The following is a 12,586-nucleotide window of genomic DNA, read 5'->3' on the forward strand; positions in this document are numbered from 1 at the left end:
GTTATGACCGCAATAAAAAAGGGGAGCGATATGCTCCCCTTTATAACATGCTTTGTTGACGATAGGTTAGAAATCACTAAAAAGCGATATCACCATCGACACACTGAGAATTACTCAGCAGCAGGTGCTTCGCCTTCAGCTGGCGTTTCAACTGCTTCTTTCATGCTTAGACGTACACGGCCTTGACGGTCAATTTCAAGAACCTTAACAGGAACTTCTTGACCTTCAGTTAGGTAGTCAGACACTTTCTCAACGCGCTTGTCAGCGATTTGAGAGATGTGTACTAGACCATCTTTACCTGGAAGGATAGTAACGAATGCACCGAAGTCAGCTAGACGAGCAACTTTACCTTGGTAAATGCGGCCAACTTCAACTTCAGCTGTGATCTCTTCGATACGACGGATAGCTTCTTTAGCAGCTGCGCCTTCAGTAGCAGCAATCTTGATTGTGCCATCGTCTTCGATTTCGATTGTAGTACCAGTTTCTTCACAAAGAGCACGGATAACTGCGCCGCCTTTACCGATAACATCTTTGATCTTATCAGAGCTGATTTTCATTGTGTGGATACGTGGAGCGAATTCAGAGATATCTTCACGAGCACCAGAGATAGCTTCATCCATTACAGAAAGGATGTGCTTACGTGCACCTTGCGCTTGGTTAAGTGCAATTTGCATGATCTCTTTAGTGATACCTTCGATCTTGATGTCCATTTGAAGTGCAGTGATACCAGCGTTAGTACCTGCTACTTTAAAGTCCATGTCACCTAGGTGATCTTCGTCGCCAAGGATGTCAGAAAGAACAACGAAATCGTCGCCTTCTTTAACAAGACCCATTGCGATACCCGCAACAGAAGCTTTGATTGGAACACCAGCATCCATAAGAGCTAGAGATGTACCACATACAGAAGCCATTGAAGAAGAACCGTTAGATTCTGTGATTTCCGATACAACACGAACTGTGTATGGGAATTCTTCAACAGAAGGCATTACTGCTTGGATACCACGTTTAGCAAGCTTACCGTGACCAATTTCACGACGCTTAGGAGAACCAACGAAACCAGTTTCACCTACACAGTATGGAGGGAAGTTGTAGTGTAGAAGGAAGTTGTCTTTCTTCTCACCCATCAGGCTGTCGATGATTTGAGCATCACGTTGTGTGCCAAGCGTTGCAGTAACAAGTGCTTGAGTTTCACCACGAGTGAATAGAGAAGAACCGTGTGTACGTGGAAGAACACCAGTACGTACGTCTAGCGCACGAACCATGTCTTTTTCACGGCCATCGATACGTGGGTTGCCAGCGATGATGCGGCTACGTACTACGTTTTTCTCTAGAGAACCAAGCATGCCGCGGATTTCGCGCTCATCTAGGTTTTCGTCTTGTGCAATTAGAGCTTCAACAACGTCGTTCTTGATTACGCCAACTTGCTCGTAACGAGCCATTTTCTCAGTGATCTGGTACGCGTCAGATAGACGAGTTTCAGCAAGTTCAGCAACTTGAGCTTTAAGCTCAGTGTTAACTGCTGGTGCTTCCCAGTTCCAAGATGGAGTTGCAACTTCAGCAGCAAACTCGTTGATTGCTTTGATTACAACTTGTTGTTGGTCGTGACCGTAAACAACAGCTGAAAGCATTTCTTCTTCAGATAGGTTATCTGCTTCAGATTCAACCATAAGTACTGCGCCTTCTGTACCAGACACAACTAGGTCTAGTTTAGAGTTTTCAAGCTCAGTATTTGATGGGTTAAGAACAAGTTCGCCGTCGATGTGACCAACACGTGCAGCACCGATAGGACCATTGAATGGAGCACCAGAGATAGCAAGCGCAGCAGATGTTGCGATCATAGTGATCATGTCTGGGTTTACGTCAGGGTTGATAGAAACAACCGTAGCGATAACTTGAACTTCGTTTTTAAACGCACTTGGGAAAAGTGGACGAATTGGACGGTCAATCAGACGAGCTGTTAGTGTTTCGCCTTCAGATGGACGACCTTCACGCTTGAAGAAACCACCAGGGATTTTACCCGCAGCGTATGTACGCTCTTGGTAGTTTACTGTTAGTGGGAAGAAGTCTTGACCTGCAACTGCTTCTTTCTTAGCAACAACAGAAACGAATACTGAAGTATCGTCCATAGTCGCCATTACAGCAGCAGTAGCTTGACGTGCAATTACGCCCGTTTCTAGAGTAACGGTGTGGTTACCGTACTGGAACGATTTTACAACTGGTTTTTCAAACATTGTATATCCTTAGCTCTAAAGTCAGACTTTAGATTAAGTGAATAATGACTCAAGACATTACCAATCGCGACTAGTGAAAAGGGACTTAGGATGGTGACTCTTTGTATGTGTTCATACGCCGAATTAAGACCAAATCCGCCTTTGAATAGTCGCGACCTATTGGCCGACATCTGTGACTGTAATCTCTTGAGAGGTTGATTGCCAAACGCTGAAAACGCTATAGGCGGGCGTAGTATAAACTATTTTTATTAGGAGATATATTTCCTATCAGAAAAAGCCAGATGATATTCTGAGCATCCAGCCTAGCATTTTCTTACAGGCACAAAAAAAGGAGCATAAATGCTCCTTTTCTTCAAACTGTCTTTGCAGACATCGCTATTAGCGACGTAGGCCTAGACGCTTGATTAGGTCTTGGTAACGAGCAAGGTTTTTGCCTTTCAAGTAATCAAGAAGCTTACGACGGCTAGAAACCATACGTAGTAGACCACGACGGCTGTGGTGATCGTGTTTGTGCGCTTTGAAGTGACCTTGTAGGTGGTTGATAGAAGCAGTAAGTAGTGCTACTTGTACTTCTGGTGAACCTGTGTCGCCTTCAGATTGTGCGTATTCTGCAACGATTGCTGCTTTAGTTTCTGCATTCAGAGACATAATTCTCTCCTGATAAGAGTAAGTTTATATTTGTAGCAGCCAATCTCTGATTCAGCCGCTACGCGAGCCGAGGATTATAGGGAAGTTTGTCAGTTGGTGCAATAACAATCGAACCCATTAAAAACGAAAAAAGCGAACCACCTAAATTAGGCGTTCGCTTTCTATCTTATTTGCTCGCTTTTCACGACTCAGCGCTAAGATCCGATGTAAGCGCTACGCTTGTGGCTCTTCATCTCTGAAAACAACCAAACGCTTCGGTGCAACTCGGCCATCTTCAGCAATCTGAGCTACGCCGACAAACAGCTTCTCTTCGCCACTTGTCATACGAACCGTGCCTTCAGTTGGCGCACCAGCAACCTGAACTGGCATACCGTGCTGAACTAGGTCAGTCAGTTCCGCGTTCAGGTTTACTTCTGGTAAGTCTTCAACGGCAGTGTCCATTGGCATCAGCAGTGGATCAAGCAGCTCTTTCGGTGCAATTTCTTGCGCCTGTGCTTGCTCTAAGATCTCGTTTAACTGCTCCAAAGTCACCATACGCTCGTATGGGTACTTCGCGACACCTGTACGACGAAGCATGGTCACGTGAGCACCACAACCTAGCATCTCACCAAGATCGTCGGTAATTGTGCGGATGTATGTGCCTTTCGAACAATGCACTTCCATTTCAACTTCATCACCTTCAAAGCGAAGCAGTTCAATAGAGTACACAGTGATCTTACGAGACTCACGAGGAACCTCAATACCTGCACGTGCGTATTCGTACAAAGGCTTACCTTGATACTTCAATGCCGAAAACATTGATGGTATCTGATCGGTTTCACCCTTGAAGCTCGCAATGCAACGCTCAAGCTGTTCTTGAGTCACGTTAACATCACGTGTCTCTACCACTTCACCATCAGAGTCAGAGGTATTGGTACGCTCACCAAGCTTAGCGATAACAACGTAGCGCTTATCAGAATCTAGAAGAAACTGAGAGAACTTCGTCGCTTCACCAAGACAAATTGGCAGCATGCCAGTCGCAAGAGGATCCAGAGCACCGGTGTGCCCTGCCTTCTCTGCAAAGTAAATACGCTTTACTTTTTGCAGTGCATCATTAGACGAAATACCAGTCGGCTTATCTAATAGAATTACCCCGTTGATAGGGCGACCTTTACGACGGCGAGCCATTACTCTTCGCCCTTAGACTGAGTTTCGTCAGTGCGGCCAGCTTCTTCTTGCTTACGCTTGTCGTCGTTCAGAACTTCACTTACTAGGTTAGACATACGCATGCCTTCTACTAGTGTGTTGTCGTAAGTAAAACGAACTTCAGGCGTTAGACGGTGGCGAATACGCTTACCAAGAGCCATACGAACTGGCACTTCATGCTCTTTAAGAGCTTTAAGGCATGATTCAGGAGTTTGCTCACCAACACACAGGAAAGTCACGAACACTTTTGCGTAAGCAAGGTCACGAGACACTTCTACGTCTGAGATAGTTACCATACCAATACGTGAGTCACGAACTTCACGTTGTAGGATAAGAGCAAGCTCTTTTTGAAGCTGCTGAGACACACGTTGTGTGCGGCTAAATTCTTTTGACATTTTCTTTTCTCACTTAGAAAGATGGGGGGCTTGGTAATTACCAGCCCCCCATGGTGTATTCAACAACCGATTACTTATTACCTTTACTAGTAATGTTAGTAACCTTAGTCAATATGTCGAGTCGTACAGACTGATTAGTCTAGAGTACGTTTAACCTCAACGATTTCGAATACTTCGATCTGGTCACCAACGCGAACGTCGTTGTAGTTCTTAACGCCGACACCACACTCGTAACCGTTCTTAACTTCTTGTACGTCATCTTTAAAGCGACGAAGTGACTCTAGTTCACCTTCGTAGATAACAACGTTTTCACGAAGTACGCGGATTGGGTTGCTACGCTTAATCGTACCTTCAGTCACGATACAACCAGCGATTGCACCAAGTTTAGGCGACTTAAATACGTCACGAACTTGTGCAAGACCAATAATCTCTTGACGGAATTCAGGAGCAAGCATACCGCCCATCGCCTGTTTAACTTCGTCAATCAGTTGGTAAATGATTGAGTAGTAACGTAGATCTAGGTTTTCGTTCTGAACCGTGTTACGCGCAGTTGCGTCAGCACGAACGTTGAAACCAAGGATGATAGCGTTAGAAGCTGCAGCAAGCGTTGCATCAGTTTCAGTAATACCACCAACACCAGAACCTACGATGTTCACTTTCACTTCGTCAGTTGACAGTTTCAGTAGAGAGTCAGCAATCGCTTCTACAGAACCTTGAACGTCAGCTTTAAGTACCACGTTAAGCTCAGCAACTTCGCCAGCCGTCATGTTCGCGAACATGTTCTCTAGTTTCGCTTTTTGTTGGCGAGCTAGTTTAACATCACGGAATTTACCTTGACGGTAGTTCGCAACTTCACGTGCTTTACGCTCATCACGTACAACAGTCGCTTCATCGCCTGACGAAGGAACACCAGAAAGACCTAGAATTTCTACAGGAATAGATGGACCTGCAGTTTCGATGTCTTTACCGTTTTCATCACGCATTGCACGAACACGGCCGTACTCTTGACCACAAAGAACGATATCGCCTTTGTTTAGAGTACCAGACTGTACTAGTACTGTTGCAACTGGACCACGACCTTTATCAAGACGAGATTCAACAACAACACCAGACGCCATGCCTTCTTTAACCGCTGTAAGTTCAAGAACTTCAGACTGAAGAAGGATTGCTTCTAGAAGACCATCGATGTTTGTACCCTGTTTTGCAGAGATGTGAACGAAGATGTTCTCACCGCCCCATTCTTCAGGGATAACGTCGTATTGAGCTAGCTCATTCTTAACGTTGTCTGGGTTTGCACCCTCTTTATCGATCTTGTTCACAGCAACAATCAGAGGAACGCCTGCCGCTTTCGCGTGCTGGATTGCTTCGATTGTTTGTGGCATTACGCCATCGTCTGCTGCAACTACAAGTACAACGATATCTGTCGCTTGAGCACCACGAGCACGCATAGCTGTAAACGCCGCGTGTCCAGGAGTATCAAGGAAAGTGATCATACCGTTGTCAGTATCTACGTGGTAAGCACCAATGTGCTGCGTGATACCGCCAGCTTCGCCAGAAGCAACGTGTGCTTTACGAATGTAATCAAGTGTTGAAGTTTTACCGTGGTCAACGTGACCCATGATAGTAACAACAGGAGCACGACCTTCAGCGATAGCATCGCTATCACGGTCAGCTAGTACTGCTTCTTCAAGTTCGTTTTCTTTACGTAGGATTACCTTGTGACCCATTTCTTCAGCAACAAGTTGTGCTGTTTCTTGGTCGATCACTTGGTTGATAGTCGCCATAGCGCCCATCTTCATCATTACTTTGATAACTTCAGTTGCTTTAACTGACATTTTGCTAGCCAGTTCAGAAACAACGATAGTTTCGCCGATAGCAACGTCAGATTTAGCAACAGTTGCTGACTTATCGAAGCCTTGCTGCATTGAAGTTGGTTTAGCAAGCTTACCTTTACCGCCACGACCACGCTGGTTACGACCACCACGGTTGTTTGCAGGTTGGTTAGCAGGAGCTGCTTTCTTCTTGCGACGACGAGGTGCTTTCTCATCTTTCTTATCTGCCGCATCTTCAGCTTCACGAGCGTAAGTAGAAGTAGTCACATGGTAATCCGCAGATTTCTCTTGCTCTTTCTTCTTCTTCTCTTCTTCAGACCAACGTTCTTGGTTCTCTTCTGCTAACTTACGAGCTTCTTCAACAAGCTTAGCTGCTTCAGCTTCTGCTTTACGAGTTGCTTCTAGCTCTTGACGAGCTTTAAGTTCATCCGCTTCTTTTTTCGCTTGTGCGTTAGCGTCTGCATTTTTTGAATTCATGTCTTTTTTAGCCTTTTCAGCTTGTGCGCGTTGAGCCTTCTCTTCAGCTTCACGTTTTGCATCCGCTTCACGTGTTACTTTTTCTTCAGCTTCGCGCTGTGCTTTCTCTGCAGCATCACGTTTCGCTTGCTCTTCAGCATCGCGTTGTGCTTTCTCTTCCGCTTCACGATTAGCTACTTCCTCAGCTTCACGTTTCGCTTCATCTTCAATAGTGCTGCGCTTCACGTAAGTACGCTTTTTACGTACCTCTACTTGAACATCCTTACTCTTACCGCCTCCAGCGGCAACACTTAGCGTGCTGCGGGTCTTGCGTTGAAGAGTTAAACGAGTCGGTTCTGTTTCGCCTGAAGTATCGCCGTGCTCCTTTTTAAGGTGCGTTAGCAATGTTTGCTTCTCTGAATCAGTCACTTGATCCGACCCTGCTTTCTTCATGCCTGCATCAGCAAGTTGTTCAATTAAGCGGTCAACTGGCGTACCAATCTCTTCACTCAGTGCTTTAACTGTTAATTGTGTCATACCGCTTTCTCTCCTTGCTGAATTATTCTTCGTCGCCGAACCAACAGATGTTACGCGCAGCCATAATTAGCTCGCCTGCACGCTCTGCAGTTAGGTCTTCGATGCCTTCTAGTTCATCAACGCCTTGGTCAGCTAGGTCTTCCAGTGTCGCAACGCCTTTTGCTGCTAGCTTGTAAGCCATTTCACGCTCAAGACCTTCAAGTGCAAGTAAGTCTTCAGCAGGCTCAACACCGTCGAAAGTTTCTTCTTTCGCTAGCGCTAGAGTAGTCAGTGCGTCTTTTGCGCGGTTACGTAGTTCTTCAACGATACCTTCGTCTAGACCGTCTACTTCAAGAAGCTCGTTCACAGGAACGTATGCTACTTCTTCAAGCGTAGAGAAGCCTTCTTCAACAAGCATTTGAGCAAAGTCTTCTTCAATGTCTAGGTGCTTCATGAAGTTTTCAATAGATGCAACTGCTTCTTCTTGGTGCTTCTTCTCAAGATCAGCAACAGTCATTACGTTCAGTTCCCAACCAGTAAGTTGAGACGCTAGACGTACGTTTTGACCGCTACGGCCAATCGCTTGTGCTAGGTTATCCGCTTCAACAGCGATATCCATAGAGTGTGCGTCTTCATCAACGATGATTGAAGCAACATCAGCAGGAGCCATTGCGTTGATTACGAATTGAGCCGGGTTATCATCCCAAAGAACGATATCGATACGTTCACCACCAAGATCGTTAGAAACAGCTTGTACACGTGCGCCACGCATACCAACACACGCACCAACTGGGTCAATACGTTTGTCGTTTGTTTTCACAGCGATTTTAGCACGAGAACCAGCGTCACGTGCAGCACCTTTAAGTTCAATTAGCTCTTCACCAATCTCAGGCACTTCAACACGGAATAGTTCAGCTAGCATTTCTGGCTTCGAACGAGTAACGAAAAGCTGGAAACCACGAGCTTCTGGTTTAACTGCGTAAAGAAGACCACGAACACGGTCACCTGGACGGAAGTTTTCACGAGGAAGTTGGTCATCACGAAGGATTACCGCTTCAGCGTTGTTACCTAGGTCTAGAATAATAGTGTCACGGTTAACTTTCTTAACTGCGCCAGTTACTAGCTCGCCTTCGTTATCGATGAACTGCTCAACGATTTGAGCGCGTTCAGCTTCACGTACTTTCTGTACGATAACTTGCTTAGCCGTTTGAGTCGTAATACGGTCAAACGTTACTGATTCGATATCATCTTCAATGAAACCGCCAAGTTCGATCTCTGGGTCATCGTACTTTGCAGCTTCAATAGAGATTTCTTTTGTTGGGAATTCAACTTCCTCAACAGCTTCCCAACGACGGAAAGTTTCGAAATCACCCGTTTTACGGTCAATTTCAACACGAACTTCAATTTCTAGTTCGCTTTTCTTTTTTGTTGCCGTTGCAAGCGCGATTTCAAGCGCTTCAAAAATACGCTCACGAGGAACTGCTTTCTCATTTGAAACAGCTTCTACTACCGCCAAAATTTCTTTGTTCATTAATCTAGCCTCTTAAGCTCTTCTCTCTAGGAGAACTAAAATTTAGGGATCAGGTTAGCTTTCGCAATATTGCTCAGGACGAATTCTTCTTCTTGTCCTTCAACCAATACTTTCACTGTCTCGCCTTCGATAGATTGGATATCACCTTTCCATTTACGACGGTTGCCGACAGCCATTTTCAAAACGATGCTTACCTCGTGACCAATAAATTGTTGGTAATGCTCTGCTTTGAACAGTGGTCTCTCTAAACCTGGTGAAGACACTTCAAGGTTATAAGCCACTGAAATTGGATCTTCAACGTCCATTACGGCACTTACTTGGTGGCTAACTTCAGCGCAATCATCTACATTGATACCGTTTGGTGAATCGATGTAAATACGTAGCGTTGAGTGCTCACCAGCACGAATAAATTCTAATCCAACTAACTCATAACCTGATGCTGCTACTGGAGCGTCAAGCATTTCAGTAAGTTGTCTTTCTAAACCAGTCATTTAACCACTCCAGAAACAAAAAAAGGGCTCAAAGCCCAATTTAAATTCCAAGCAAACATTATCTAAATACATTTACAAATGCTTAGATAACAAAAAACCCCGTATAAGCCGGGGTTTTTGTTGCTGGACCCTTATATGTTAAGTGCCATCACATTCGATATCGCACCTAACTCACAGTGAGGTTCACACTGTGCAAACTTGCTACCAATACAAGCTATATAATAGCATTGAAATTGGTTGCGGGAGCCGGATTTGAACCGACGACCTTCGGGTTATGAGCCCGACGAGCTACCAAACTGCTCCATCCCGCGTCCGACTTGCGAGCATTATACGCCCAACAAGATGTTTTACAAGTTTGTAAACATGGTGCCGAGAGAGGGACTCGAACCCTCACACCCTAAGGCACTAGCACCTCATGCTAGCGTGTCTACCAATTTCACCATCTCGGCATCAAATCTTTACAGATTATTGTGGAATTTCGTCGCCTTGCGCCGGAACTTCACTCACTGCATCATCAGCTTGTTGAATCACCTGACCTTGGGTCGGGTCAATCCATTGTGACTCAGTTTTATGTGTAGACATATTACCAAGCACTAAGCTAAGGATAAAAAATGTAGTTGCAAAAATTGCAGTCATTCGGGTAAGGAAATTTCCTGAGCCACCAGCACCAAACACAGTGTTTGAAGCGCCAGCACCGAAAGAGGCTCCCATATCTGCGCCTTTACCTTGTTGAATCAACACTAGGCCAATTACACCAAGCGCTGCCAACAGGTAAATCACAAGTAGAACTGTAAACATTTTTCCACCTATGTTCCTAATTGTTGAGCCAGCGCCGTTCAAAAAACTATTTTTAAGAACAAGGCTAGCGACCTCCTAACTGAAGGCCGAGCAATACTAGCGAATGCGACGATGGCTGACAAGGAGAATTTGCTAAAAAATAAGCCTTTACCAAGTGAATGGTCAAAAAAAGGTCAAAAGCGACACAAAACTCATTTATGTCTCTTTTGACCGTTATATCTTTTGACCGTGATATAAGTCAACCACTTCTAATCACAAGCGCTATTCGCTGCGCCAGCTAAGTAAAAGGTTAAATTAGCAGTTTGCTTTTACTGCATCTGCAATCTTAAGCGCTGATGCTTGAACAAGCTCTGCATCTTCGCCTTCAACCATGACACGCAGTAGTGGCTCGGTACCAGACTTGCGTAATAGCACACGACCTTTCTCGCCAAGCTCAGCTTCTACTTCAACAACCGCTGCTTTTACCGCTTCGGCTTCTAGTGGGTTTGAATCTCCGCTGAAACGAACGTTTTCTAGAACTTGAGGGTACAACGTCATGCCCTGAGACAACTCATTCAGTGTCATTTCGCTATCAACAACTGAAGCCAAAACTTGCAGAGCAGCAACGATAGCATCACCCGTCGTCACTTTATCTAGTAGGATAACGTGCCCCGAGTTTTCAGCGCCGATCTTCCAGCCTTTAGCAAGAAGCTGTTCCATTACGTAACGGTCACCAACAGCAGCACGTACAAACGGAATACCTAACTGCTTAAGGCCGTTTTCCATACCCAGGTTGGTCATTAGTGTACCAACAACGCCGCCTTTCAACTCACCGCGACGCAGTGCATCACGAGCAATAATGTAAGCGATTTGGTCGCCATCAACTTTGTTGCCTAGCTCGTCAACCATGATGATACGGTCACCATCACCATCAAAGCCAAGACCTAATGCCGCTTTTTCTTCAAGCACTTTTGCTTGCAGAGCACGTACATCCGTCGCACCGACTTCGTGGTTGATGTTAGTACCGTTTGGCTCAACACCAATCGCAACGACCTCAGCACCCAGTTCTTTAAATACAGCAGGCGCAATGTGGTAAGTCGCACCATGTGCACAATCGATAACGATCTTCATGCCAGCTAATGTCATTTTATGTGGGAACGTACTTTTACAGAACTCGATGTAACGGCCAGCCGCATCGTTCAAACGTACTGCTTTACCTAGCTCTGAAGAATCAACACATTCGATGTCTTTATCCAACTCAGCTTCAATTGCCAACTCGATATCGTCCGGCAGTTTTGTTCCCTCAGAAGAGAAGAACTTGATACCGTTATCGTAGTATGGGTTGTGTGATGCAGAGATAACAATACCGGCTTCAGCGCGGAAGGTTTGAGTTAGGTAAGCCACAGCAGGTGTTGGCATTGGGCCAGTAAACGTAGCCTGAAGACCAGCAGCAGCAAGGCCAGCTTCTAGCGCTGACTCAAGCATGTAACCAGAGATACGAGTATCTTTACCAATGATGACTTTCTTTGTGCCTTGCTTCGCAAGAACACGACCCGCAGCCCAGCCAAGCTTCAGAACAAAATCAGGTGTAATCGGGTACTGGCCTACTTTGCCACGCACACCATCTGTGCCGAAGTAACGTCTCTTATCAGACATATTGATTTTCCTTAATTATGATTAGTGATTGTTATTCATCACTTCGATTATCTTCATCGCTTCCAATGTATCTTCAACATCATGAACGCGAATAATTTGTGCGCCTTTGATTGCAGCGATGGTAGCGCAAGTGACGCTAGCAACCATGCAATCTGCTGGAGCTTTGTCTAGTAGCTTAAAAATCATCGACTTTCTCGACATCCCCGCTAAGACTGGCAACCCAAGCCTGTGAAACTTTTCAAGGTGCGCTAATAGGTGGTAATTATGCTCAATGGTTTTACCAAAACCAAAACCAGGGTCAAGGATCAGCTGATCTTTTGAAATACCCACCGCCTCACACGCTTCTACCCTTTCTTGCAAGAATGCTTCTACATCCTGAAGAACATCATCATAACTTGGGTTAGCTTGCATGGTTCTCGGCTGACCTTTCATGTGCATCAGACAAATCGGAACATTAGCATCAGCGGCGACTTGTAATGCTCCAGGCTCTTGCAAAGCGCGCACATCATTGATCAAATCAGCGCCCGCTTCAACAGCTTGGCGCATCACTTCCGCTTTACTGGTATCTATCGAGATCCACACATCAAACTTGGCACGAATGGCTTTAATAGCAGGAATGACACGGGCAAGCTCCTCTTCTAACGAAACATCAGGAGCGCCAGGTCGAGTTGACTCACCACCAATATCGATAATGCTAACGCCCGCTTGAACCATGCGTTCAGCTTGCTGTAAGGCATTATCAAGTGAGTTAAATTTCCCACCGTCAGAGAAAGAGTCAGGGGTGACATTGAGGATGCCCATCACATGTGGGCGATCTAACACGAGAGTTTTATTCTTTGCTTTTAATATCATGGAAGGCCGATCTTAA

General features: G+C 45.4%; 10 protein-coding genes and 2 tRNA genes. All 12 read right to left on the reverse strand.

The features are described from left to right. Nucleotides 1-110: 110 nt before the first annotated feature. The 12 genes from pnp to folP all read right to left on the reverse strand — a co-directional run bounded on the left by pnp (nt 111) and on the right by folP (nt 12,570). A complete protein-coding gene (gene pnp / locus AB6D93_RS05535) occupies nt 111-2,231 on the reverse strand; it encodes a polyribonucleotide nucleotidyltransferase (protein WP_017059234.1) in 2,121 nt (706 codons plus the stop codon). 378 nt (nt 2,232-2,609) lie between these two features. Beyond that, nucleotides 2,610-2,879 (reverse strand): 30S ribosomal protein S15, encoded by a 270-nt coding sequence (gene rpsO / locus AB6D93_RS05540; RefSeq protein WP_010436144.1) that lies wholly within the window; start codon nt 2,877-2,879, stop codon nt 2,610-2,612. A gap of 213 nt (nt 2,880-3,092) precedes the next feature. Next, on the reverse strand, nt 3,093-4,046 hold the full coding sequence (gene truB, locus AB6D93_RS05545; RefSeq protein ID WP_017059233.1) for a tRNA pseudouridine(55) synthase TruB: 954 nt from the start codon (nt 4,044-4,046) through the stop codon (nt 3,093-3,095). Continuing rightward, nucleotides 4,046-4,459: a 30S ribosome-binding factor RbfA gene (rbfA, locus tag AB6D93_RS05550; RefSeq protein ID WP_017065964.1), complete on the reverse strand. Its 414-nt coding sequence runs from the start codon at nt 4,457-4,459 to the stop codon at nt 4,046-4,048. Before rbfA ends, truB begins: the two co-directional genes overlap by 1 nt. 134 nt (nt 4,460-4,593) lie before the next feature. Continuing rightward, nucleotides 4,594-7,284, reverse strand: a complete 2,691-nt coding sequence (gene infB / locus AB6D93_RS05555; RefSeq protein ID WP_017059231.1) for a translation initiation factor IF-2 — start codon at nt 7,282-7,284, stop codon at nt 4,594-4,596. 22 nt (nt 7,285-7,306) lie between these two features. Next, nucleotides 7,307-8,794: a transcription termination factor NusA gene (gene nusA / locus AB6D93_RS05560; protein ID WP_017059230.1), complete on the reverse strand. Its 1,488-nt coding sequence runs from the start codon at nt 8,792-8,794 to the stop codon at nt 7,307-7,309. 35 nt (nt 8,795-8,829) lie between these two features. After that, complete coding sequence (gene rimP / locus AB6D93_RS05565; RefSeq protein WP_004738265.1) at nt 8,830-9,285, reverse strand: ribosome maturation factor RimP; 456 nt, start codon at nt 9,283-9,285, stop codon at nt 8,830-8,832. Between the two features lie 234 nt (nt 9,286-9,519). Next, nucleotides 9,520-9,596 (reverse strand) — tRNA-Met (locus tag AB6D93_RS05570). A gap of 53 nt (nt 9,597-9,649) precedes the next feature. Then, nucleotides 9,650-9,734 (reverse strand) — tRNA-Leu (locus AB6D93_RS05575). A 16-nt stretch (nt 9,735-9,750) separates the two neighbouring features. Beyond that, complete coding sequence (gene secG / locus AB6D93_RS05580) at nt 9,751-10,083, reverse strand: preprotein translocase subunit SecG (protein ID WP_017059392.1); 333 nt, start codon at nt 10,081-10,083, stop codon at nt 9,751-9,753. A 294-nt stretch (nt 10,084-10,377) separates the two neighbouring features. After that, nucleotides 10,378-11,718, reverse strand: a complete 1,341-nt coding sequence (gene glmM / locus AB6D93_RS05585) for a phosphoglucosamine mutase (protein ID WP_017059393.1) — start codon at nt 11,716-11,718, stop codon at nt 10,378-10,380. 21 nt (nt 11,719-11,739) lie between these two features. After that, on the reverse strand, nt 11,740-12,570 hold the full coding sequence (folP, locus tag AB6D93_RS05590) for a dihydropteroate synthase (RefSeq protein ID WP_102331943.1): 831 nt from the start codon (nt 12,568-12,570) through the stop codon (nt 11,740-11,742). Between the last annotated feature and the right edge of the window lie 16 nt (nt 12,571-12,586).

It is taken from the genome of Vibrio sp. 10N.247.310.23 (genome assembly GCF_041467155.1).
GTDB classification, from domain to species: Bacteria; Pseudomonadota; Gammaproteobacteria; order Enterobacterales; family Vibrionaceae; genus Vibrio; species Vibrio crassostreae_C.

Bases quoted from the DNA above. Each gene is read 5' to 3' on its own strand.
- truB (WP_017059233.1), bottom strand. From the start codon at position 4,046: ATGGCTCGCCGTCGTAAAGGTCGCCCTATCAACGGGGTAATTCTATTA.
- nusA (WP_017059230.1), bottom strand. From the start codon at position 8,794: ATGAACAAAGAAATTTTGGCGGTAGTAGAAGCTGTTTCAAATGAGAAA.
- glmM (WP_017059393.1), bottom strand. From the start codon at position 11,718: ATGTCTGATAAGAGACGTTACTTCGGCACAGATGGTGTGCGTGGCAAA.
- rimP (WP_004738265.1), bottom strand. From the start codon at position 9,285: ATGACTGGTTTAGAAAGACAACTTACTGAAATGCTTGACGCTCCAGTA.
- rpsO (WP_010436144.1), bottom strand. From the start codon at position 2,879: ATGTCTCTGAATGCAGAAACTAAAGCAGCAATCGTTGCAGAATACGCA.
- rbfA (WP_017065964.1), bottom strand. From the start codon at position 4,459: ATGTCAAAAGAATTTAGCCGCACACAACGTGTGTCTCAGCAGCTTCAA.
- folP (WP_102331943.1), bottom strand. From the start codon at position 12,570: ATGATATTAAAAGCAAAGAATAAAACTCTCGTGTTAGATCGCCCACAT.
- secG (WP_017059392.1), bottom strand. From the start codon at position 10,083: ATGTTTACAGTTCTACTTGTGATTTACCTGTTGGCAGCGCTTGGTGTA.
- infB (WP_017059231.1), bottom strand. From the start codon at position 7,284: ATGACACAATTAACAGTTAAAGCACTGAGTGAAGAGATTGGTACGCCA.
- pnp (WP_017059234.1), bottom strand. From the start codon at position 2,231: ATGTTTGAAAAACCAGTTGTAAAATCGTTCCAGTACGGTAACCACACC.